The sequence below is a fragment of the Streptomyces sp. NPDC093065 genome (assembly GCF_044754585.1).
GTDB lineage: Bacteria > Actinomycetota > Actinomycetes > Streptomycetales > Streptomycetaceae > Streptomyces.
On sequence record NZ_JBIVPJ010000009.1, the window covers coordinates 231,359 to 254,141 of the forward strand.

Annotated in this window: 18 protein-coding genes and 1 pseudogene; 9 read left to right on the top strand and 10 right to left on the bottom strand. The window is 72.9% G+C overall.

Translation table 11 applies throughout. The features are described from left to right. Nucleotides 1-527: 527 nt before the first annotated feature. Nucleotides 528-3,008 carry an ATP-binding protein gene (locus ACIQFU_RS18420; protein ID WP_402552804.1) on the top strand — a complete coding sequence of 827 codons (2,481 nt, stop codon included), beginning with the start codon at nucleotides 528-530 and terminating at the stop codon, nucleotides 3,006-3,008. Between the two features lie 23 nt (nucleotides 3,009-3,031). Here ACIQFU_RS18420 and ACIQFU_RS18425 read toward each other — a convergent pair whose 3' ends face one another. The 3 genes from ACIQFU_RS18425 to panB all read right to left on the bottom strand — a co-directional run bounded on the left by ACIQFU_RS18425 (nucleotide 3,032) and on the right by panB (nucleotide 5,978). Beyond that, complete coding sequence (locus ACIQFU_RS18425; RefSeq protein ID WP_402552680.1) at nucleotides 3,032-3,916, bottom strand: ABC transporter permease; 885 nt, start codon at nucleotides 3,914-3,916, stop codon at nucleotides 3,032-3,034. Further along, nucleotides 3,913-4,944, bottom strand: a complete 1,032-nt coding sequence (locus tag ACIQFU_RS18430) for an ATP-binding cassette domain-containing protein (protein ID WP_402552682.1) — start codon at nucleotides 4,942-4,944, stop codon at nucleotides 3,913-3,915. The genes ACIQFU_RS18425 and ACIQFU_RS18430 overlap by 4 nt, the downstream gene beginning before the upstream one ends. 158 nt (nucleotides 4,945-5,102) lie before the next feature. Then, nucleotides 5,103-5,978, bottom strand: coding sequence for a 3-methyl-2-oxobutanoate hydroxymethyltransferase (gene panB, locus ACIQFU_RS18435; protein ID WP_402552683.1), 876 nt, complete (start codon nucleotides 5,976-5,978; stop codon nucleotides 5,103-5,105). Nucleotides 5,979-6,307: 329 nt separating this feature from the next. Between panB and ACIQFU_RS18440 the strand changes: the two genes are divergently transcribed. Continuing rightward, nucleotides 6,308-7,360, top strand: a complete 1,053-nt coding sequence (locus ACIQFU_RS18440; protein ID WP_402552686.1) for an endonuclease/exonuclease/phosphatase family protein — start codon at nucleotides 6,308-6,310, stop codon at nucleotides 7,358-7,360. 103 nt (nucleotides 7,361-7,463) lie between these two features. After that, the gene (locus tag ACIQFU_RS18445; protein WP_402552688.1) at nucleotides 7,464-8,705 is read left to right on the top strand and encodes an MFS transporter; all 1,242 of its coding nucleotides are present in this window, start codon (nucleotides 7,464-7,466) and stop codon (nucleotides 8,703-8,705) included. 189 nt (nucleotides 8,706-8,894) lie between these two features. Here ACIQFU_RS18445 and ACIQFU_RS18450 read toward each other — a convergent pair whose 3' ends face one another. The 3 genes from ACIQFU_RS18450 to ACIQFU_RS18460 all read right to left on the bottom strand — a co-directional run bounded on the left by ACIQFU_RS18450 (nucleotide 8,895) and on the right by ACIQFU_RS18460 (nucleotide 11,458). Then, nucleotides 8,895-9,119, bottom strand: a complete 225-nt coding sequence (locus ACIQFU_RS18450; protein ID WP_402552690.1) for a hypothetical protein — start codon at nucleotides 9,117-9,119, stop codon at nucleotides 8,895-8,897. A 497-nt stretch (nucleotides 9,120-9,616) separates the two neighbouring features. Beyond that, complete coding sequence (locus ACIQFU_RS18455; protein ID WP_402552691.1) at nucleotides 9,617-10,501, bottom strand: aldo/keto reductase; 885 nt, start codon at nucleotides 10,499-10,501, stop codon at nucleotides 9,617-9,619. 15 nt (nucleotides 10,502-10,516) lie between these two features. Further along, the gene (locus ACIQFU_RS18460; RefSeq protein WP_402552693.1) at nucleotides 10,517-11,458 is read right to left on the bottom strand and encodes an NAD-dependent epimerase/dehydratase family protein; all 942 of its coding nucleotides are present in this window, start codon (nucleotides 11,456-11,458) and stop codon (nucleotides 10,517-10,519) included. Between the two features lie 70 nt (nucleotides 11,459-11,528). Between ACIQFU_RS18460 and ACIQFU_RS18465 the strand changes: the two genes are divergently transcribed. Beyond that, entirely contained in the window at nucleotides 11,529-12,458 is a 930-nt protein-coding gene (locus ACIQFU_RS18465; protein ID WP_402552694.1) for a LysR family transcriptional regulator, read from the top strand. Between the two features lie 21 nt (nucleotides 12,459-12,479). Here the strand turns inward: ACIQFU_RS18465 and ACIQFU_RS18470 are convergent, their stop codons facing one another. Further along, on the bottom strand, nucleotides 12,480-13,052 hold the full coding sequence (locus ACIQFU_RS18470) for a TetR/AcrR family transcriptional regulator (RefSeq protein WP_402552696.1): 573 nt from the start codon (nucleotides 13,050-13,052) through the stop codon (nucleotides 12,480-12,482). 127 nt (nucleotides 13,053-13,179) lie between these two features. On the opposite strand from ACIQFU_RS18470, the gene ACIQFU_RS18475 reads away from it, so the two are divergent. Next, on the top strand, nucleotides 13,180-14,016 hold the full coding sequence (locus tag ACIQFU_RS18475; RefSeq protein WP_402552806.1) for a hypothetical protein: 837 nt from the start codon (nucleotides 13,180-13,182) through the stop codon (nucleotides 14,014-14,016). Nucleotides 14,017-14,076: 60 nt separating this feature from the next. On the opposite strand, the pseudogene ACIQFU_RS18480 reads toward ACIQFU_RS18475, so the two are convergent. Then, nucleotides 14,077-14,181 (bottom strand): annotated as a pseudogene (locus ACIQFU_RS18480) (transcriptional regulator); the annotation flags it as partial. A gap of 61 nt (nucleotides 14,182-14,242) precedes the next feature. Continuing rightward, complete coding sequence (gene glnA / locus ACIQFU_RS18485; RefSeq protein WP_402552697.1) at nucleotides 14,243-15,604, bottom strand: type I glutamate--ammonia ligase; 1,362 nt, start codon at nucleotides 15,602-15,604, stop codon at nucleotides 14,243-14,245. 291 nt (nucleotides 15,605-15,895) lie between these two features. Between glnA and ACIQFU_RS18490 the strand changes: the two genes are divergently transcribed. The 3 genes from ACIQFU_RS18490 (at nucleotide 15,896) to ACIQFU_RS18500 (ending at nucleotide 19,066) form a co-directional block, all read left to right on the top strand. Beyond that, entirely contained in the window at nucleotides 15,896-16,564 is a 669-nt protein-coding gene (locus ACIQFU_RS18490; protein WP_402552699.1) for a DUF3105 domain-containing protein, read from the top strand. Next, a complete protein-coding gene (locus tag ACIQFU_RS18495; RefSeq protein WP_402552701.1) occupies nucleotides 16,561-17,187 on the top strand; it encodes a DUF305 domain-containing protein in 627 nt (208 codons plus the stop codon). The genes ACIQFU_RS18490 and ACIQFU_RS18495 overlap by 4 nt, the downstream gene beginning before the upstream one ends. 82 nt (nucleotides 17,188-17,269) lie before the next feature. After that, nucleotides 17,270-19,066: an NAD+ synthase gene (locus ACIQFU_RS18500; protein ID WP_402552703.1), complete on the top strand. Its 1,797-nt coding sequence runs from the start codon at nucleotides 17,270-17,272 to the stop codon at nucleotides 19,064-19,066. Here ACIQFU_RS18500 and ACIQFU_RS18505 read toward each other — a convergent pair. Then, nucleotides 19,050-19,496, bottom strand: a complete 447-nt coding sequence (locus ACIQFU_RS18505) for a VOC family protein (RefSeq protein ID WP_402552705.1) — start codon at nucleotides 19,494-19,496, stop codon at nucleotides 19,050-19,052. The two genes, ACIQFU_RS18500 and ACIQFU_RS18505, sit on opposite strands and share 17 nt — an antisense overlap. Before the next feature lie 273 nt (nucleotides 19,497-19,769). On the opposite strand from ACIQFU_RS18505, the gene ACIQFU_RS18510 reads away from it, so the two are divergent. Further along, nucleotides 19,770-22,772 carry a bifunctional [glutamine synthetase] adenylyltransferase/[glutamine synthetase]-adenylyl-L-tyrosine phosphorylase gene (locus ACIQFU_RS18510; RefSeq protein ID WP_402552707.1) on the top strand — a complete coding sequence of 1,001 codons (3,003 nt, stop codon included), beginning with the start codon at nucleotides 19,770-19,772 and terminating at the stop codon, nucleotides 22,770-22,772. Nucleotides 22,773-22,783 lie beyond the last annotated feature (11 nt).

The following is a 22,783-nucleotide window of genomic DNA, read 5'->3' on the forward strand; positions in this document are numbered from 1 at the left end:
GGCCCGTCTCCGGGACGGCGCCGGGGTCGCCGGCCGTGCCGGGCCATGGCACGGGTGCTGCTTCAGGTACGGGCCGGGCCTCAGGGGGGCGGCCCTCAGCCGGGACGGCACCCGGTCCCCACGACACGCCCGTCCACGGCACGGGTCCTGCCTCGGGTACGGGCCCGGCTTCAGGGGGGTGGCCCGTCTCCGGGACGGCGCCGGGGTCGCCGGCCGTGCCGGGCCATGGCACGGGTGCTGCTTCAGGTACGGGCCGGGCCTCAGGGGGGCGGCCCTCCTCCGGGACGGCACTGGGGTCCCCCGCCGCGCCCGGCCACGGCACGGCGCGCGCTCTTCCCCCGGCGCCCGCGTCCCCCGCCGCCCCGGAGCCCCCCACCGGAGCGTGGCCGACCGACGGTCCGGCGCCCGTGTCCGCGACGCCGCCCGAAGCCGCCGCGTCGCCGGGTGCCGCCCCCGTCGCCGAGGGGCTCCGTCCCCGGGGCAACCTGCGCGCCCGGCTCACCTCCTTCGTCGGCCGGGACGGCGACGTGGAGGCGCTGCGCACCGACCTGGTGAGCGCCCGGCTCGTCACCCTCCTCGGGCCCGGCGGGGCCGGCAAGACGCGGCTGTCGCAGGAGGTCGCCGAGGGGGTGGGGGACACGGCCCGGGACGGAGTGTGGCTGGCCGAACTGGCGCCCGTCGACGACCCCGCCGACGTACCGGAGGCCGTCCTGACCGCCGTCGGCGCCCGCGAGACCGTGCTCTACCGCGCCGGCGCCGAGGAGATGCGGGCCGTCACCGCCTCCGAGGGGCAGGACACCGCCGTCGAGCGGCTCGTCGAGCACTGCGGCCGGCGCCGCATGCTGATCGTCCTCGACAACTGCGAGCACGTCGTCGACGCCGCCGCCCGGCTCACCGAGGAGATCCTCGCCCGCTGCCCCCACCTCACCGTCCTCGCCACCAGCCGCGAACCCCTCGGCGTACCGGGGGAGTCGCTGCGTCCCGTGGAGCCGCTGCCCGAGCCCGCCGCGCTGCGGCTGCTCGCCGACCGGGGCGCCGCCGCCCGCCCCGGCTTCCGCGTCGACGCCGACGAGGCGACCGCCGCCGCCTGCGCCGAGATCTGCCGCCGCCTCGACGGACTGCCGCTGGCGATCGAACTGGCCGCCGCCCGGCTCCGCATGCTCACCCCGCGCCAGATCGCCGACCGCCTCGACGACCGCTTCCGCCTGCTCACCTCCGGCAGCCGCACCGTCCTGCCCCGCCAGCAGACGCTGCGCGCGGTCGTCGACTGGTCCTGGGACCTGCTCGACGCGGACGAACGCGACGTCCTGGGGCGGCTGTCCGTCTTCGCGGGCGGCTGCGACCTCGCCGCCGCCGAGGCCGTGTGCGGGCCCGCCGCGCTGGACGCCCTCGGCTCCCTCGTCGACAAGTCCCTCGTCGTGGCCGCGCCCGTGACCGACCGGAGCAACGGCGACGGCATGCGCTACCGCCTCCTGGAGACCGTCGCCGAATACGCCGGCGAGCGCCTCGACGAGTCCGGCGCCCGCGCCACCACCGCCCGCGCCCACCTGACGTACTACCGCGAACTCGCCCGAACCACCGACCCGTTGCTCCGCGGCCCACAGCAACTCGCCGCCGTCGAGCGGCTGGAGCGCGAGTACGAGAACCTGCGCACCGCCCTGCGCCACGCCGTCGCCGAGCGCGACGAACAGGAGGCGCTGAGCCTGACCCTGTCGCTGGTCTGGTACTGGCAGATGCGCGACCTGCGGGTCGAGGCCCGGAACTGGTTCGTCGAGGTGATGGCGCTCGGCCCGGACCCCTTCACCGAACCGGTCACCCCCGCTCAGCCGGTCTGGGAGCGGTGCACCTCCGCCCCGCCCCCGATGACCGGGGAGGTCCTCGCCGAGGCCCGGCGCGGGGTGCACCTGGCCCATCTGGCCTGCATGGACACGGAGCTGGACGCCTGGCAGCAGCCGGGCGCCCAGGCCAAGCTGCGCGCCATCGCCGACACCTACGAGCCGGGCATGCCGCAGACCTGTTCCAGTCCCGGCCTGCTCTGGTTCTACGCCGTGATGCTCGTCGGCGACATGGCGCGGCTGCGCGAGATCATGGACGCCACCCTGCGCACCTGCCGCGCGACCCCGGGCTACGAGTGGGAGCTGGCCGGCGGCCTGCAGATGCGCGCCCAGATGCTCGCCAACCGCACCGACTGGGCGGGCGACGCGCTCCGTGACGCCGACGAGTCGCTGGAGATCTACCGCCGTCTCGGCGACGCCTGGGGCATGGCCGAGGCCCTCTCCGGACGTGCCGAGGCGCGGGAACGCGTCGGCGAGTACCGGCTCGCCGCCGTCGACTACCGGGCCGCCGCGGAGCACGCCGAACGGCTCGGCGCGCACGCCCAGGTGGACATCCTCGACGCCCGCCTCGGCAGCGTGCTCCTTGAGGCGGGCGAGTCCGAGGAGGGCGAGCGCATCCTGCGCGACGTCATCGAACGCACTCGCGGGACGGGCCACAACGGGGCGATGCCCGCGGCCCGGCTGTTCCTCGCCGGACGGCTCGGCATGACCGGGCGGACCGCCCAGGCCGGCGAGCAACTGCGGCTGCTGCGCGAGGAGTTCTCCATCGCGCACTTCGTGGTCTTCGACGCCTTCATCCTCGCCGCGGAGGCCTGGATCGACACCCTGGAGGGCCGGCACGAGGAGTGCCTGACCAAGGTCCGCAAGTCGCTGGAGCGGGCCGAGGACCCGCTCTCCACGGCCATCGCCCCGCACATGCGCTCCGCCTACCTGACCATCGCCGCGATGGCGATGGCCCGCCTGGACGGCGGGCGCCAGGCCGCCGACGGCGCCCGGTGCCTCGGCGCCGCGGACGCCGTGCTGCCGCCGGGCCACGTGGCGTCCGGCATGGAGCGGGACGCGCGCGAGCGGGCCGTGGAGCGGATCCGCGAGGCGCTCGACGACGAGGCGTACGACGCCGCCTACGCCGAGGGCGGCCGGCTCTCCGTGAAGGAGGCCGCCGCCCTCGTCTGACGCGTACGGCGCCCGCGCCACGCTCAGGTCTTCGTACGGAACTTGTGGATGGCGACCGGCGCCATCACCGCCGTGATCGCCACCGACCAGCCGAGCGTGATCCACAGGTCGTGCGCGACCGGGCCGCCCACCATCAGCCCGCGCGCCGCGTCGGCGAGCGTGGACAGCGGGTTGTAGTCGGTGAAGGACTGCAGCCAGCCCGGCATCGACTGCGTCGGCGCGAAGATCGAGGAGCCGAACTGCAGCGGGAACAGCACCATGAAGCCCATCGCCTGCACGGACTGCGCGTTCTTCAGTACGACGCCCAGGGTCAGGAACACCCACATGATCGACGAGGCGAACACCGCGGACAGACCCACCGCCGCGAACAGCCCGGCCCAGTGGTCGATGTCGAAGCCGACCAGGACGGCGACGATCATCAGCACCGTGGTGGCGAACAGCATCCGGACCATCTCGACGGCGATCTTCGCGAAGAGCACCGACCCGCGCCCGATCGGCAGCGACCGGAAGCGGTCCATGACACCGGAGTTGAAGTCCTGGCTGAAGCCGGTGCCGACGCCCTGGGAGAGCGTCATGCTCATCATCGCGATCATGCCGGGGATCACGTACTGCACATAGCCGTCCTGCCCGCCGCCCAGCGCCTGGCCGATCGACCCGCCGAAGACGTACACGAACAGCAGGGTGAAGACGATCGGCATCAGCAGCGCGTCGAACATCGACTCCGGGTCCTGCCGGATCCACAGCAGATTGCGGCGGACCAGCGCCCCGGTGTGCCGCAGATGCGCGCGCGGCGAGATCCGGGCGTCGGGAGCGGGAGTCACGGCGGGTGCGGGTGCGGTGGTGGTGATCGAAGGGGCGGCGCGAAGCGCCTCGGGCGGGGTGGTGGTGGAAGACGGGTGGGCGCTCATACGGCGACCTCCTCGCGGGCGTCGTCGGTGGCGGGAGCGGGGTCCTGCGGGGCACTGGCGCGGTGGCCGGTGAGGGACAGGAAGACCTCGTCCAGGCTGGGCAGTTCGGTGGTGACGGCGGAGACGGTGATGCCGCGCGCGGTGACCGCGCCGACGACGGCCGTCAGCTGCTCGTCGCTGAGGATCGGCACCAGGACGGCGCCGCGCTCGGTGTCCACCGTGGTGCTGGCGAGCCCGGTGATGCCGAGTTCGTCCAGGTAGGCGGCGAGCGGGCGCAGTTGGAGCGGATCGGCCGGGCGGACCCGCAGGGTGCGGCCGCCGACCTTGGCCTTCAGCTCCTCGATGCCGCCGTTCGCGATGACCTTGCCGCGGTCCACCACGGTCAGCTCGGAGGCGAGCTGCTCGGCCTCCTCCATGTACTGCGTGGTGAGCAGCACGGTGACGCCGTCGCCGACCATGCGCTTGACCTCGTCCCACACCTCGTTGCGGGTGCGCGGGTCGAGGCCGGTGGTGGGCTCGTCCAGGTACAGCACGGCCGGGTGCCCGATCATGGAGGCGGCCAGGTCGAGCCGGCGCCGCATGCCGCCGGAGTACGTGGACGCGGGCCGCTTGCCGGCCTCGGTGAGCGAGAACCGCTCAAGGAGTTCGTCGGCGCGGGTGCGCGCGTCCCGGCGGGACAGGTCGAGCAGCCGGCCGATCATGTAGAGGTTCTCCCAGCCGGGGAGCTTCTCGTCCACGGAGGCGTACTGCCCGGTCAGCCCTATGACGCGGCGCAGCTGCCGCGGCTGCCGTACGACGTCGTAGCCGGCGACGTGCGCCTGGCCGGAGTCGGGGGTGATGAGGGTGGACAGGATGCGCACGAGGGTGGTCTTGCCCGCGCCGTTCGGCCCGAGCACGCCCATCACGGTGCCCTCGCGCACGTCCAGGTCGACGCCGTCCAGCGCCTTGGTCTCGCCGTAGTGCTTGACCAGCCCCCGTACGGTGACCGCGCTGTCCGCGGCCGGAGGGGTGTCGTCGATTCGCTTCATGCCCCAGACGATGGCAGGGGGCATCGACAAACCACCGACATCCCACCGACAGCACGACCCGCGGCGCCGACATCTCACCGACATCCGGCCCGGAAGACCACCCGGCCCCGCCGACGGGGGAAGATCGGCGGGGCCGGGGGTCGTACCGCGATGGTCTGCTAGTGGACCGCGTGCTCGTCCGCGGGGAACGTGCCGCCGACGACGTCCTCGGCGTACGCCTTCGCCGCGTCGCCCATGACCTTGCGCAGGTCGGCGTACTGCTTGACGAACTTCGGCATCCGGCCGCCGGTCAGCCCGAGCATGTCGGTCCACACCAGCACCTGGGCGTCCGTGTCCGGGCCCGCGCCGATCCCGACCGTCGGGATGTGCAGCGTGCGGGTCACCTCGGCGGCCAGCTCGGCCGGCACCAGCTCCAGGACGACCGCGAAGGCGCCCGCGTCCTGCACCGCCTTGGCGTCGCGCAGCAGCTGCTGGGCCGCCTCCTCGCCGCGGCCCTGCACCCGGTAGCCCATGGAGTTGACGGACTGCGGGGTGAGGCCGATGTGCGCCATCACCGGGATGCCGGACTCCACCAGCAGCTCGATCTGCCGGTGCGAGCGCTCGCCGCCCTCCAGCTTGACCGCGCCGACCCCGGCCTCCTTGACCAGCCGGGTCGCCGAGCGCAGCGCCTGCACCGGTCCCTCCTGGTAGGAGCCGAAGGGCAGGTCGCCCACGATCAGGGCGCGGCCGGTGCCCCGGACGACCGCGGCCGAGAGCATCGTCATCTCGTCCAGCGTGACGGGCACGGTGGTCTCGTAGCCGAGGTGGCAGTTGCCCGCGGAGTCGCCGACGAGCATCACCGGGATGCCGGACTCGTCGAAGACGGACGCGGTCATCGCGTCGTACGCGGTGAGCATGGGCCACTTCTCGCCGCGCTCCTTGGCGGCGGTGATGTCCCGGACGGTGATACGGCGGTTGATCCTGCCCCCGTACAACGCCCTGCTCCCGTCGGCGGGGGTGCGCTGCGGCGTCTGGGCAGCCGGAAGCTGCGTCATGGCAACGGCTCCTTCATGTCATCTCGAGGCGCCCTGACGGCGTCCCCGGATCCCTTCCATGGTGGCACTTGTGGCGGGGCGACGGCTAGTGGGGCTCTCGTCACGCGTCATCGCGGGCCATCACGTGCCACGGGGTGGCTCATGGGGTGAAATGTGCCCGTTCTGTCACAGAGCCGCACGTCCCGGGGCCGGGCGGAACTCCCCCGGGAGGCCCGCACGTCCTCGTGCCCGTACGGCCGTCCAGGGACGGCGGGATCGGAACCGGTCATCCCCTATGGTGCTGAGTCACAGGGGGCGACGGTGTGCACGGCAGGCAGTGAGGCGACGGTATGGCGCAGCAGGCGTACATGACGGAGACGGACAGCGGCGGCTCGGAGCCCGAGCGCCGGGAGAACCGGATTCGGCGCCTGCTCGGCCGGGCGGTCAGCGGCTGGCGCGGCGACCGGCGGATCTGGCGCCGGGGCCTGGTCACCGCCGCCGTCGCGATCCTCCTGTCCGGCGTCATGGCGGCCCACTCGCACATCCCGAACGCCATCGGCAACCTCGGCAGCCTCACCGAGACCTTCCTGCCGTGGTTCGGTCTGCTGGTCCCCGTCCTGCTGGCGATCGCCCTGGTGCGCAGGTCGGCGACCGCGCTGATCGCGCTGGTGCTGCCGGTGAGCGTGTGGCTCAACCTCTTCGGCGGCCTGCTCTTCGACAAGACCGGCTCCGGCGGCGACCTCACGGTGGCCACGCACAACGTCAACGCCGACAACGCCGACCCCGCGGGCACCGCCCGGACCGTCGCCGCCGCCGGCGCGGACGTACTGGCCCTGGAGGAACTCAAGGCGTCCGCCGTACCGACGTACGAGAAGGCGCTGGAGGCGAAGTACCCGCACCACGCGGTGGTCGGCACCGTCGGGCTGTGGAGCAAGTACCCGGTCAGCGGCGTGAAGGCCGTCGACATCGAACTGGGCTGGAAGCGCGCGATGCGCGCCACCGTCGCCACCCCGTCCGGACCGATCGCCGTGTACGTCGCCCACCTGCCCTCCGTACGGGTGAAGCTGGAGGCCGGGTTCACCGCCCGGCAGCGGGACAAGAGCGCCGACGCCCTCGGCGAGGCCATCGCCGACGAGAAGCTGCCCCGCAAGATCCTGCTCGGCGACCTCAACGGCACCATGAACGACCGCTCGCTCACCGCGATCACCTCCCAGCTGCGCTCCCCGCAGGGCGCCGTGGGCGACGGCTTCGGCTTCAGCTGGCCGGCGTCCTTCCCGATGGCCCGCATCGACCAGATCCTGGTCACCGGCGTCGATCCCACGTCGAGCTGGACCCTCCCGGCGACCGGCAGCGACCACCTCCCGATCGCCGCGCGTGTGAAGGTCGACACAACGGCTTCCTAGGATTCGTCGGCGGAATACTCGCCCTGAGAGTCTTTGTTCCGTACGGGAACATACAACCGTCCCCCTCCCGTACGCCCCCGCTCTCGAAAGGCGAGACCTCCTCATGCCCCTGGCCCTGCTCGCCCTTGCCGTGGGCGCCTTCGGCATCGGTACCACCGAGTTCGTGATGATGGGCCTGCTGCCCGACGTCGCGGACGACCTGGGCATCTCCATCCCCACCGCCGGCCACCTCGTCTCCGCCTACGCGCTCGGCGTCGTCATCGGCGCCCCGCTGCTCGCGGCGGCGACGACCCGGATGTCCCGCCGCACGGTCCTGATCGCCCTGATGGCGCTCTTCGTCCTCGGCAACGCCCTGTCGGCCGTCGCCCCCGGCGAGATCTCCCTCCTGGCCGCCCGCTTCGTCAGCGGCCTGCCGCACGGCGCCTTCTTCGGCGTCGGCGCGGTCGTCGCCACCGGCATGGTTGCGCCGGAACGCAAGGCCCGCTCCGTCTCCCTGATGTTCCTGGGCCTCACCGTCGCCAACATCGTCGGTGTCCCCGCCGCCACCGCCGTGGGCCAGCAGCTCGGCTGGCGGGCCACCTTCCTCGGCGTGAGCGCGATCGGCGTCGCGGCGATAGCGCCGCTGGCCGTCCTGGTCCCGCGCGACCACGCCCCCGGCCCCACGACCGGCCTGCGCGGCGAGTTGGCCGCCCTGCGCTCCCTGCCCGTCTGGCTGGCCCTCGGCACGACGGTCGCGGGCTTCGGCGCGCTCTTCGCCGCGTACAGCTACATCACGCCGATGCTCACCGACGCCGCCGGCTTCGCCGAGACCAGCGTGACGCTGCTCCTCGCCCTGTTCGGCGTCGGTGCCACCGCGGGCAACCTGCTGGGCGGACGCCTCGCCGACCACTCCCTGCGCGGCACCCTCTTCGGGGGCCTCGCCTCCCTGGTCGTCGTGCTGGCGTTGTTCCCGCTGCTGATGCGCACGCCGGTCACGGCCGCGGTGTCGGTGGCCCTGCTCGGCATGGCCGCCTTCGTCACCGGCTCGCCCCTCCAGCTGATGGTCATGGAGAAGGCCGCGGCAGCCCCTTCCCTGGCCTCCTCCGCCAACCAGGCCGCCTTCAACCTCGCCAACGCCGGCGGCGCCTGGATCGGCGGCCTCGCCCTGGCCGCCGGTTTCGGGGTCACCTCCCCGGCGACGGCGGGCGCGGCCCTGGCCGTCCTCGGCGTCGCGGTCGCGGGCACGGCGTGGACGGTGGACCGACGCCGGGCCGCCACAGCTCCGGTCACCGGGCGCGAGCGGGTGGTCGCGGGGCACCTGCCGGACTCCGACGGGGCCGTGTCCCACGTCGGGGTGACGGAGTAACCACCCCCGCGCGGTCAGTCCTCGGGTTTGACCTTCGAGGCCACGAAGAGCAGCCCGGCCGTTGCCGCGACGAGGACTCCGGCCAGTTCTTCGTAGGTGCGCTCGCCATCGCCGCCAACAGTCCGCCGGACGGGCCCCGGTGGGCCCCGGACACGTTGGTCCGGGGCCGGGGGTGGTGCGGGGCCTTGGTCAGACGCTCGTCGTGTGGGCGTGGGTCGCCGAGCCGCCGAAGGGTACCGAGGCGCCGAGGCCGGTGGTGAGGGAGAACGGGCCGGACTCCGCGTGGAGGCCGGCACCGAGGGCGCCGTCGCCCGCGATGAGGGCCGCGCTCGCGGTGAGGCCGATGCCGCCGGACATCTGGTCCAGGTCCGCGTCGGAGATCTCGGCCGTTTCGACCTGGGGGACAGTGCTCATGGCAGGTCTGTTCCTTTCACGTGACGGGGGAGCGGTCGGGCACGCGCACCCGAAGCCCGGAGTGGGAGGTCCGGAACAGGTCACCGGCGTGCCGCGCACCGATCAAAGCACGGGGGTGAACGGGCCGCCACGAACGAGCCGTTGGCCGCCGCTGCCCGGCGCCGCCGGGTTCATCTTGTGTGGATGCGGTCAGGGAAGACGGCCGGATCTTCACGCCGTCCCCCGGGACACGGGGCCTCTTGCGCACCGTGGTGCGTGTGGTCCGCACCGTGGGGCGCCGGCGTGCCACCGAGCGATGAACTCTGTGGGGATTCACGGGTTTTCCGGGACCGATTCGAGTCGGGGAGAGTCGTGGGCCGTCGTCGGGCAGAGGCTTGGAGAGTCACGATCCGCTGCAACGCGTCCACGGAAGCGCTCGCGGGCTGACGGGCCGTAGGCCGGACCCGGCCGGTGGCACACCGGCGGAGACCGGTCCGTACCGGCGCCGGATCACTGGTTCAGCCGGACAGAGGCCCGTCCAGGAGGCTTCGCTCCGCCTCGCTCAGCTGGAACCCGGTCGCCCCGACGGAGTCCAGGATCGACGCCGGACGGCTGGCGCCCGGCACCGGGATCACCGACGGGGAGCGGGTCAGCAGCCACGCCAGGGCGACCTGCTGCGGACTGACGCCGTGCGCGGCCGCGACGCGGTGGAAGGCCGTGCCGCCGGCGGCCGGGCCGCGGGTGCCGTCGAGGGAGCTCCGTGAGATGCCGCCCAGCGGGCTCCAGGGCAGGAAGGCCAGCCCCAACCGGGTGCTCAGCCGCAGCTCGGGCTCGCTGTCGCGGACGGCCGGCGAGTACTGGTTCTGCACGGAGACAAGGCCGTGGCCGAGGATCGCGTGCGCTTCCCGGATCTGGCCGACGGTGACGTTGGAGATCCCGGCGGCGCGGATGGTGCCGGCGTCGATCAGGTCCCGCAGCGCGCCCACGGAGTCCGCCCAGGGCACGGCCGGGTCCGGCTTGTGCAGTTGGTAGAGGCCGATGGACTCCACGCCCAGACGCTTCAGGGACGCCTCCGCGGCGCGTTTGAGGTGTTCAGGGGTGGCGTCGACGGTCCAGCTGCCGTCGCCGGGGCGGCCGCGGCCGCCCTTCGTGGCGACGAGCAGGCGGGAGGTGTCCCCGCCGTAGCGAGCCAGGGCCCGGGAGACGAGCAGCTCGTTGTGGCCGGATTCGCCGGCGTGCCAGTGGTAGCTGTCGGCGGTGTCGATGAGCGTGACACCGGCGTCCAGGGCGGCGTGGACGGTGGCGACGGCCCGCCGTTCGTCCGGTCGGTTCTCGATGGACAGGGGCATGGCGCCCAGGCCGACGGCGCTCACGACGGTGTCGCCGATGGTACGGCTCTGCATGGACGGGTCCGTTCCTCAGGAGGTGGGGGCCCCGGCGGTGGCCAGGGCTTCGGCTACGGCGTCGGGGAGCCAGTCGGTGGTGCGGGAGAAGGAGAAGCCCAGTTCCTTCGCGCGGGCGTTGCTCATGGCGTAGTGGCGGTCGAACGAGAACGGCGAGGCCGGCTCGCCCCCGGCGACGCCGCGGTACCGCGCCTCCTGGCCGGCCCGCGCGGCGACGACGGCACCGAGGCGGTAGACGTCGAGCGGGCCGTCGGAGCAGGCGTTGACCGGGCCGGTGGCATCGGTGAGCGTCGCCGCCCACCGCAGTAGCTCCGCCAGCTCCTCGTAGTGGATGAAGACCGTGGGCAACGCCTCGTCGTGCACGGTGATCGGTGTGCCGCGGCTGATGCGCTCGGCGTAGTGCGCGAGCCGGCCGGTGAACTCCGCCGCGCCGCCACCGAGGACGTGGGCACTGCGTACGGCGGCGAAGGCGAACCCGCTGTGCCGAGCCAGCACGGCCTCGGCCTGGCGCTTGCCTTCGGCGTAGTTTTCCCGAAGGTAGGCCGCGTCGTGCCAGGGCAGATCCGTCCGGACCGGCCAGGTGGCCGGATCGACCGTCTCCTCGGGCACCGGTGTTCCGGGCGGGACCACGGGCAGTGCGGCGGTTGCCGGATCGTAGACCTCGATGGTGGAGGTCATGACGTAGCGCCGGGTGCGGCCGCCGAAGACTCGGGCGGCGATCGCGGCCTGAACCGGTGTGTAGCAGACCTGGTCCACGACGGCGTCGAAGCTGCGAGACTCCAGCGCGCCGGTCAGGGCGGCCTCGTCGTCACGGTCGGCCACAAGGTGCTCGGCCCCGTGCGGCGGCGGGACGGAGCCGCGGTTGATCACGGTGACCCGATGTCCCGCCGCCTGCAGGCGTTGCACCAGGACCCTGCCGAAGTAGCGGCTTCCGCCGATCACGCAAATCCTCTTCATGCCGCCATCCTGAACACCTACGGTCGACAGCAGAAGTGCTCACTTACTGGTTACGTATTAAGGATTTCTGGTGATCGACGTGCAGCGGCTCCGCGTCCTGCGGACTGTGGCCGAACACGGCAGCTTCAACCGGGCGGCAGCAGCTCTCCGCCTCACCCCCTCGGCCGTTTCCCAGCACGTCGCCGCGCTCGAGCGCAGCCTCGGTGCTCAGGTCGTGGCGCGCAGTACCCGCGGCGTCACCCTGACCCCGGCCGGTCGGATCATGGTCGGGGCCGCCGAGTCGGTGGCCGCGGAGCTCGTACACGCCCAGCGCCAAGTGGAACGACTCGGCAGCGGCCGCACCCGGATCACCATCGCCACCTTCACCAGCGGCGGCAGACTCCTCCTGCCCGGCGCACTCGCCCACCTGGCCACCGCCCACCCCGACACCGTCGTCCACGTCAGAGAGGCCGAGCCCGAAGACAGCCTGCCGTTGGTCCGCCAAGGCGCCGTGGATCTCGCACTCGCCTACCACTTCGACGGCCCGCTGCCCGGCCGGCTCGGCCTGGGGTGGACGCCGCTCCTCGAAGACCCCCTGCACGTCGTCCTGCCCGACGCGCACCCCCTGGCCGGACGGGAGTCGCTCGACATCGCCGAGCTGGCCGACGAGCCCTGGGTGCTCGGCTGCCTCAAGACCGAGGCCTACCTGCGCCGTTACGCCGAACGCGCCGGTTTCGACCCCGAGGTGCGCAGCACGACGACCGACTACTTCTTCGCCGGCTCGCTGGTCGCCGCGGGCCTGGGAATCTCACTGATTCCCTCCATCGCGCTGACCCCGCGGGTGGCGGGAGTGCGCACCGTCCCGATCGGGCCGCCCGCCCCGACCCGGCACATCGGCCTCGCCACCCTCGTCCGTCTCAGCCTTCCCCAGGTCACCACGCTGGCACGGGCCCTCCGGCAACAGGCGGCCGAGCTGGACCGGAGCACCCCGCATCCCGCAGCCCGCGACGGGTCTGGTTGATCCTCGGCGATCCTCAGCCGCTCATGCGGGCGTTGACCGGACCGGCCCGAACATCACACCCGTCAGCGACCGGAAGGCGTCCTCGGGATTCCGCCCGTTCAGCAGGCCGTCGAGGTTGTGGGAGAGCAGCAGCGTCGCGAAGCCGTGGGCCATCGACCAGGCTGCCGTGAAGGCGACGACCGGATCGTCGTCGCGGCCCTCCACGGCCGTCCGGAGCAGGGTCCGTGTCCGTTCACGCGCGGCGAGGAGTCCGGGGTCGTCCGGGTGCAGGAGCTCCGGCCGGAACATGATCTGGAAGTGTGCCGGATGTGCGGCGGCGAAGTTCACGTACCGGACACCCAGGTCACGCAGGTCCTCCGCCTGGCCGAGGGCGGCGGCCAGGAGGCCGTGACCCTCGGTGGCGATGGCGGTGAGAAGCCCCGCGCGGTCCTTGAAGTGGTGTGCGGGCGCGGCATGGGAGACCCCCGCACGGCGGGCCAGGTCGCGCAGGGACAGAGCTGCCGGCCCTTCGGCGGCGATGACGTCGAGGGCCGCGGTGAGCACCGCTCGCCGCAGGTCTCCGTGGTGGTACGAGCGTTCGGGTTCGGTGGGCATGGGAGCAGCCTAGCTCCATCTAGTCATTGACTAGATGAGGTGTCGAAGGCAGTCTGGTCTCCCGGAAGACGTCCGGGCCGAGCGTAGGGGAGCTGTCTTGAGCAACGACAACGGGCGGGTAAGGCAGATGTGGCACCTCCTGGAGCCCCTGCATGCCGTCGTCTATTTCGCGCCCCAGGTCTTCGAGGAGGTCGAGGCGCTCGGCTACGGCACGGGCGAGCGCTGGCCGAGTTACTTCGCCCTGCGGGCGGCGCCGCTCGGGGCTCCCGGACCCCGTCGGGTCGCCTCCGCCTTCTACAGCTTCAGCCCGCGGACGGTCGCCGAGCACATCCCCGCCGCCTGGGACGTCGCCGCGCCGGCCAAGGTGATCGACGCACGGACGCGCGGCGTCGACCGGGCCTACCGCGCCCTCTTCGGCGCGTGGACGGACAGCCCCGAGGCCGCCGAGGCCGCGGCACTCGCCCGCCGGGCGGCGGAGGCCGCGGGCACCGAGGGCCGCCCGCTCGCCGCCGCCAACGCCGAGCTGCCGTGGCCGCAGGAACCGCACCTCGTGCTGTGGCAGGCCGCGACGATCCTGCGCGAGCACCGCGGCGACGGCCATCTCGCCGCGCTCCTGACCGCGGACCTCGACCCGGTGGAGGCGCTGGTGTCGTTCGCCGCGATCGGTGCGGCGCCGGCCCAGGTCTTCGCGAGCCGCGGCTGGACCGAGCACGAGTGGGCGGTCGCCCGCGAACGGCTCCTCGTACGGGGACTGCTGAACGCCGACGGGTCCGCGACCGACGAAGGCCGTGCCCTGCGCGCCGAGGTCGAGCGCCGCACGGACGAACTGGCCGCCGCTCCCTGGCGGACCCTCGGCGACAAGGACACCGCGAGACTCGCCGAACTCCTCGGGCCCGTCTGGCTCGAGGTCCTGGGCTCGGGGATGCTGCCGCGCGAGACCACGCTCGGCATCGGAAAGGTCTGACGGCTCCCACCGCGTGGTGATCACGTCGAAGCGGCAGTAGGACCGGGCCGTGGCCGGCGCTCAGGCGTCGTAGCGGTGACGGGCGGCCTCGATGTGGGCGAAGTACCGGCGGGTCCAGTCGCACATGCCGTCGACGGTCGCGCGGGCCCCGGCCCGGCCCGGCTCGGGTCGAGGTCGAAGCCACCGCGGTTCTCGGCCGAACGGATGCCCACGGCCCGCCCTGCGCCTACAGCACCGGCAGCGACTTCCGCAGCTCGAAGGCGGTCACCTGGGAGCGGTACTCCTCCCACTCCTGGCGCTTGTTGCGCAGGAAGAAGTCGAAGACGTGCTCGCCCAGGGTCTCGGCGACCAGGTCGCTGCGTTCCATCAGGGCCAGGGCCTCGCCCAGGTTCTGGGGGAGGGGCTCGATGCCCAGGGCGCGGCGTTCCGCGTCGGAGAGGGCCCAGACGTCGTCCTCGGCGCCCGGCGGGAGTTCGTAGCCCTCCTCGATGCCCTTGAGCCCGGCGGCCAGCAGGACGGCGTAGGTGAGGTACGGGTTGGCGCCGGAGTCGATGGAGCGGACCTCGACGCGGGCCGAGCCGGTCTTGCCGGGCTTGTACATCGGGACGCGGACCAGGGCCGAGCGGTTGTTGTGGCCCCAGCAGATGTAGGAGGGGGCCTCGCCGCCGGCGCCCGCCGTGCGCTCGGTGCCGCCCCAGATGCGCTTGTAGGAGTTCACCCACTGGTTGGTCACCGCGGAGGTCTCCGCCGCGTGCCGCAGCAGGCCCGCGATGAAGGAGCGGCCGACCTTCGAGAGCTGGTACTCGGCACCCGACTCGTAGAACGCGTTGCGGTCGCCCTCGAACAGCGACAGGTGGGAGTGCATGCCCGAGCCCGGGAACTCCGAGAACGGCTTCGGCATGAAGGTGGCCTGGAGGCCCTGTTCGAGGGCCACCTGCTTCATCACCAGGCGGAAGGTCATGATGTTGTCGGCCGTGGACAGCGCGTCCGCGTAGCGCAGGTCGATCTCCTGCTGGCCGGGGGCGCCCTCGTGGTGGGAGAACTCCACCGAGATGCCCATCGACTCCAGCATGGTGATCGCCTGGCGGCGGAAGTCCATGCCGATGTTCTGCGGGGTGTGGTCGAAGTAGCCGGAGTTGTCGGCGGGGGTCGGGATCGACCCGTCGACCGGCTTGTCCTTCAGCAGGAAGAACTCGATCTCCGGGTGGGTGTAGAAGGTGAAGCCCAGGTCGGAGGTGCGGGCCAGGGCGCGCTTGAGGACGTAGCGCGGGTCCGCGAAGGACGGCGAACCGTCCGGCATCAGGATGTCGCAGAACATGCGGGCCGTGCCCGGGGCCTCCGCCCGCCACGGCAGGACCTGGAACGTCGACGGGTCCGGCTTGGCGATCATGTCGGACTCGTAGACCCGGGCGAAGCCCTCGATCGCGGAGCCGTCGAAGCCGATGCCCTCGTCGAAGGCCTGCTCCAGCTCGGCCGGGGCCACGGCGACGGACTTCAGGAAGCCCAGCACGTCCGTGAACCACAGGCGTACGAACCGGATGTCGCGCTCCTCCAGCGTCCGGATCACGAACTCCTGCTGCTTGTCCATCTTCCGCTTCCCCATCCTCGCTGGTCAGGCCGCCTGTCTCCGGTACGGCGGGAGGCGGTCGGGCACCTGAGCATCACACCACAGCGCCGTTACGTGTGCGTTGCGGACCTCCGTCGGCCGGCCCACCCCGTGACCGCAGCGTAGAGGCCACCTGTTCGATCGGGCCATTCCTGGGATCCGGCCTGGACGGATCCTGTGCCCGCCCTACGAAGGACGGGCCCCGCGCCATTACGATCAGCGGACCTCACGCTCCTCCGTCTCCCGAATTACTTCCCAGAAGGGCAACACCCCATGGGTTCCGCCAAGAAGAGCAGCAACACGGCGCGACAGGCCCGCATAGCCGAGATGCGGCGTGCCGAGGAGGCCCGCAACCGCCGCAACCGGATCCTCACGATCACGCTCAGCACCGTGGTGGTCGCCGGTCTCGTCGTCGGCGGCGTCCTCCTCGTCCGGTCGCAGTCCGACGGCTCCTCCGACGACACGGCGTCCGACGGCAAGACCTCCGGCAAGTTCGTCACCGGCGCCGACGGGGTGCGGACCTGGAAGGGCGACCTCGGCCGCAACCACGTCACCAAGAAGGTCTCCTACCCCGTGGAGCCTCCCGTCGGCGGCGACCACAACCAGGTCTGGATGAACTGCAACGGCGACGTCTACACCAAGTCGCTGAACAACGAGAACGCCGTGCACTCCCTGGAACACGGCGCAGTCTGGGTGACGTACACCGACAACGCTCCCGAGGCCGACGTCGAGAAGCTGGCCGCCAAGGTCAAGAAGACGCCGTACTCGCTGATGAGCCCCGACGACAAGCAGAAGGACCCGATCGTGCTGTCCGCCTGGGGGCACCAGCGCACGGTGACCGGCGCCGACGACCCGAACGTGGACAAGTTCTTCGAGAAGTTCGTCCAGGGCGAGCAGACCCCCGAACCGGGGGCCGCGTGCACCAACGGGCTGTCCCAGTGACCCCGAAACGGGCCGGCTGGATCGCCGGGGCCGCGGCCGCGGTGCTCGTCGCGGCCGGCGGCATCACCTACGCGGTCGCCGGGGACGACGGCGGCGCCCGGGTCCCGGCCGCCGACTCCGCGGACGCCGGGTTCGCGCGCGACATGTCGGTCCACCACCAGCAGGCCGTGGAGATGTCGTACGTCGTGCGCGACCGCACCGACGACGAGGAGGTGCGGCGGCTCGCGTACGACATCGCGCAGACCCAGGCCAACCAGCGCGGCATGATGATCGGCTGGCTCGACCTGTGGGCGCTGCCCAAGGTGTCGTCCGACCCGCCGATGACCTGGATGGGCATGGGCGACGCGCCCTCCGCCGGCGAGGGCTCGCTGATGCCGGGGATGGCCACCGACGCCGAGATGAAGAGGCTCGGGACGCTGAACGGCGAGCAGGCCGAGGTCTTCTACCTCCAGCTGATGACCGAGCACCACAAGGGCGGCGTCCACATGGCGAAGGGCTGCGTCGAGAGGTGCGCGGTCGGCGTGGAGAAGCGGCTGGCCCGGGGGATGGTGGAGTCGCAGGAGTCGGAGATCCGGCTGATGGCGGACCTGCTGGCCGAGCGGGGTGCGAAGCCGCGGGCGTGAAGCGGTGTGCGTGAGGTCGGGGAAACGCCGCGGCAACACGGCCGACACCCCATAGCGTCGTTCTGACGATTACAGTGGGCGCGTGCCCCGCCTACGACTCGCCCTGAACCAGACCGACTCCACCGTCGGCGACATCGACGGCAACGCCGAGTCGGTCCTGCGCTGGACCCGGCACTCCGCCGGGCAGGGAGCGCACCTGGTCGCGTTCCCGGAGATGACGCTGACCGGGTACCCCGTGGAGGACCTGGCCCTCAGACCCTCCTTCGTCGAGGCCTCCCGCGCCGCCCTGCGCTCCCTCGCGGCACGGCTGGCGGCGGAGGGCCTCGGCGGGGTCCCGGTGGTCGTCGGCCACCTCGACCGCTCGGCGGCCGCCCGGCCGGGGTACGGACAGCCGGCCGGTGCCCCGCAGAACGCGGCGGCCGTGCTGCACGGCGGAGGGGTGGCGCTGAGCTTCGCCAAGCACCACCTGCCGAACTACGGCGTCTTCGACGAGTTCCGCTACTTCGTGCCCGGCGACACCCTGCCCGTGGTGCGGGTGCGCGGCGTGGACGTGGCGCTGGCCATCTGCGAGGACCTGTGGCAGGACGGCGGCCGGGTGCCGGCCGCCCGCACGGCGCGCGCCGGGCTGCTGCTCTCCGTCAACGCCTCCCCGTACGAGCGCGACAAGGACGACACCCGGCTGGAGCTGGTGCGCAGGCGGGCGCGGGAGGCCGGGTGCACCACCGCCTACCTCGCCATGACCGGCGGGCAGGACGAGCTGGCCTTCGACGGCGACTCGATCGTCGTCGACCGGGACGGGAAGGTGCTGGCGCGGGCGCCGCAGTTCACCGAGGGGTGCATGGTGCTGGACCTCGACCTGCCGGCCGCCGAGGCGGAGCCGCCCACGGGTGTCGTGGACGACGGGCTGCGCATCGACCGGGTGGTGCTCTCCGAGCACGAGCACGGGGCGCCCGGACCGGCCGGCGAGCCGTGGCTGTCCGGCAGCCGTGCCGAGCCGCTGGACGACGACGAGGAGGTCTACTCGGCGCTGGTCACCGGACTGCGGGCGTACGTCACCAAGAACGGCTTCGGCTCCGTGCTGATCGGGCTGTCCGGCGGCATCGACTCGGCGCTGGTCGCGGCCGTCGCCTGCGACGCGCTCGGCGCGCGGCACGTGCACGGCGTCTCCATGCCCTCCAAGTACTCCTCCGCGCACTCCAGGGACGACGCGGCCGAACTGGCCCGGCGCACCGGCCTGCACTACCGCACCGTGTCCATCGAACCCATGTTCGACGCCTATACGGCTGCGCTGGACCTGACCGGCCTCGCCGAGGAGAACCTCCAGTCCCGGCTGCGCGGCACGCTCCTGATGGCGCTCTCCAACCAGGAGGGCCACCTCGTCCTGGCGCCCGGCAACAAGTCCGAGCTGGCGGTCGGGTACTCGACGCTGTACGGCGACTCGGTGGGCGCGTACGGGCCCATCAAGGACGTGTACAAGACGTCCGTCTTCCGCCTCGCCGAGTGGCGCAACCGCGCGGCCCGGGACCGCGGCCGGACCCCGCCGATCCCCGAGAACTCGATCACCAAGCCGCCGAGCGCGGAGCTGCGCCCCGGCCAGGTCGACACCGACTCGCTGCCGGACTACCCGGTGCTCGACGCGATCCTCGCCCTGTACGTCGACCGGGACCGGGGCGCGGACGAGATCGTGGCCGCCGGGTACGACCGCGACCTGGTGACGCGGACGCTGCGCATGGTCGACACCGCGGAGTACAAGCGGCGGCAGTACCCGCCGGGCACCAAGATCTCGCCCAAGGGCTTCGGCAAGGACCGCCGCCTGCCGGTCACCAACCGCTGGCGGGAGCGCGGCCGGGGCGGCGTACCGGCTAGCCCTGGGCCTTGAGGTCGGCCAGCACCTTGTGCAGGGGCTCCGCCTCGCGGCGCCGGTACTCCTGGACCGCCCAGCCGTTGCCGTCCGGGTCCTTGAAGTACATGAAGGTGGCGCCGTCGTCCGGCGCGTACTGCACCGGTTCCGAGACGTCCAGGCCGCGCGCGGTCAGCTCCGCGTGGGCCGCCTTGATGTCGGCGACACAGAGCTGCAGGCCCTGGTACGAGCCCGGTTCCGGCCGGGTCTGGCCCTGTGCCATGTCCCAGATGGCCTCGCCGAGGGCGATCGAACAGCCGGAGCCCGCAGGCGTCAGCTGGACGATCCGCATGCCCGGCATGACCTCCTGGTCGATGTCGACGTGGAAGCCGACCTTGTCCCGGTAGAAGTCCCGGGCGCGGTCGATGTCGCTCACGGGCAGCGGGATGACTTCGAGCGTGAAGTCCATGCATGGCTCCTTCGGCTTCGTCTGCTTCGGCGGCCTCGGCGGCCTCGGCGGCCTCGGCGGCCTCCGCGGTGCCTTCGTCCGCTTCGTCGTTCCGTTCGTGTACAAGATGGCCCACGGGTCCGGGCCGGTCCACCGGAAACAGGGAAGCGGTACGCCCCGGCGCCCGCGCGCCGTTCCCCGGTTACGCTCAGCCCGTACGACCTTGATCCCGCGGCGCCCGTGGCCCGCACAGACCGGGGCCCGTGGGCCCGCACTGTCCGACAGGAGGCCGAGATGACGGCGCCGGGGCGCAGGAGCAGTACCTTCACGCGGCTGCTGCGGCACGGCTTCACCGATCCCTCGGCCGCCGAACGGCTGCTGGACGGCGCCGAGCTGGCCGAGCTGCGCGCCGACCCCGTACTCCTGGAGGCGCTGGGCGCCACCGCCGACCCGGACCTCGCCCTGCACGGGCTGGTACGGCTCCTGGAGGCGCAGCCCGACCCCACCGCCCGCCAGGAGCTGCTGGACACCCTGATAGCGGCCAAGCCGCTGCGCGACCGCCTCCTCGGGGTGCTCGGCGCCAGCGAGGCGCTCGGCGACCACCTCGCCCGGCACGCCGGGGACTGGCAGGCCCTGGTGACGTACGAGCCGCGCGACCTGCACCGCGGGGTCGAGGAGTTCGAACGGGGGCTCGCCGAGGCCACCGACCCGGTGTCCCTGCGCGTCGCCTACCGGCGCTGCCTGCTGTCCATCGCCGCCCGCGACGTGTGCGGCACCATCGACGTCGCCGAGACCGCCGCCGAACTGGCCGACCTCGCCACCGCCACCCTGCGCGCCGCCCTGGCCCTCGCCGAGGCCGCCGCGCCCGAGGACGCCGCCCGGTGCCGGCTGGCGGTCATCGCGATGGGCAAGTGCGGCGGACACGAGCTGAACTACGTCTCCGACGTCGACGTCATCTTCGTGGGCGAGCCCACCGAAGGCGGCGCCGACGCCGACGAGGCCAAGGCGATGCGGGCCGCCACCTCGCTCGCCGCGCACATGATGCGGATCTGCTCGGAGACCACCGTCGAGGGGTCCATCTGGCCCGTCGACGCCAACCTCCGCCCCGAGGGCCGCAACGGCCCGCTGGTGCGCACCCTCAGCAGCCACGTCGCCTACTACCAGCGCTGGGCCAAGACCTGGGAGTTCCAGGCGCTGCTCAAGGCCCGCCCGGTGGCCGGCGACCCCGGTCTCGGCGCCGAGTACGTCGCCGCCCTCCAGCCCCTGGTCTGGCAGGCCGCCGACCGCGAGAACTTCGTCCCGGACGTGCAGAAGATGCGCCGCCGGGTGGTGGAGACGATCCCCGTCGCCGAGGTGGACCGGCAGCTCAAGCTGGGGCCCGGCGGCCTCAGGGACGTCGAGTTCGCCGTACAGCTCCTCCAGCTGGTGCACGGGCGGGCCGACACCTCCCTGCACAGCGGCACGACGCTGGACGCGCTGGAGGCCCTCGCCGCGGGCGGCTACGTCGGCCGCACGGACGCCGCCCAGCTCGACGAGGCGTACCGCTTCCTGCGCTCCATGGAGCACCGCATCCAGCTGCACCGGCTGCGCCGCACCCACCTGGTCCCCGAGGACGAGGCCGACCTGAGGCGCCTGGGCCGCTCCCTGGGGCTGCGCAACGACCCGGTGGCCGGGCTGCTGCGCGCCTGGAAGCGGCACGCGGCCGTCGTACGCCGGCTGCACGAGAAGCTGTTCTACCGGCCGCTGCTCGACGCCGTCGCCCAGCTCGCCCCCGGCGAGGCCCGGCTCAGCCCCGAGGCGGCCCGCGAGCGCCTGGTCGCCCTCGGCTACGCCGACCCGGCCGCCGCGCTCAGGCACCTGGAGGCGCTGGCGTCCGGCGTCACCCGCAAGGCGGCCATCCAGCGCACTCTGCTGCCCGTGCTGCTGGGCTGGTTCGCCGACTCCGCCGACCCGGACACCGGGCTGCTCAACTTCCGCAAGGTCTCCGACGCCCTCGGCACCACGCCCTGGTACCTCAGGCTGCTGCGCGACGAGGGCGCCGCCGCCGAGAACCTCGCCCGCGTCCTGTCCGCCGGGCGGCTCGCCCCCGACCTGCTGATGCGGGCCCCGGAGGCCGTCGCGCTGCTCGGCGACGGCGTCGCCGGGGGACTGCGGCCGCGCGGCCGGGTCCCGCTGGAGCAGGAGACCCTCGCCGCGGTCCGCCGCGCCGACGACGCCGTACAGGCCGTCACCGCGGTACGCGGCGTACGGCGCCGGGAGCTGTTCCGCACGGCCGCCGCGGACATCGTCGGCTCCTACGGCACCGAGGCCCAGCCCGTCGAGGCCGACCAGGGCGCCCTGGTGGACCTGGTCGGCGGCGCGGTCTCCGACCTGACGGCGGCGACCCTTGCGGGGACGCTGCGGGCGGTCGTGCGGGACAAGTGGGGCGACGTCCTGCCGACCCGGTTCGCGATCATCGGCATGGGCCGTTTCGGCGGCCACGAGCTGGGCTACGGCTCCGACGCCGACGTGCTGTTCGTGCACGAGCCCCGCGACGGGGTGGACGAGCGGGAGGCGGGGGACGCCGCCAACAAGGTCGTCTCCGAGATGCGCCGCCTGCTCCAGGTGCCCAGCGCCGACCCGCCGCTGCTGATCGACGCCGACCTGCGCCCCGAGGGCCGGTCCGGGCCGCTGGTGCGGACCCTGAAGTCGTACGAGGCCTACTACCGGCGCTGGTCGCTCGGGTGGGAGTCGCACGCGCTGCTGCGGGCCGAGTTCGTCGCCGGTGACGAGGACCTGGGGCGGCGCTTCGTCGAGCTGATCGACCCCCTGCGGTACCCGGTGGGCGGGCTCACGGAGGACGCGGTACGGGAGATCCGGCGGCTCAAGGCCCGTATGGAGTCCGAGCGGCTGCCGCGGGGCGCGGACCCCAAGCTGCACGCCAAACTGGGGCCGGGCGGGCTGTCCGACGTGGAGTGGACCGTGCAGCTGCTCCAGTTGCGGCACGGGCACGAGGTCGCCGGGCTGCGGACGACGGGGACGCGCCAGGCGCTGGCCGCGGCGCGGGACGCCGGGTTCGTCTCGGAGGAGCACACCGAGACCCTCGACGAGGCATGGGTCCTGGCGACGCGGGTGCGCAACGCGGTGATGCTGGTGCGAGGGCGGGCCGGGGACACCTTCCCGACCGACCCGCGCGAGCTGGCGGCCGTCGGCCGCTACCTGGGCCACGGCTCGGGCCACGCGGGCGACATGCTCGACGAATACCGCCGCACGGCCCGAAGGGCCCGCACGGTGGTGGAGGAGCTGTTCTACGCATAACCCACCTGCGG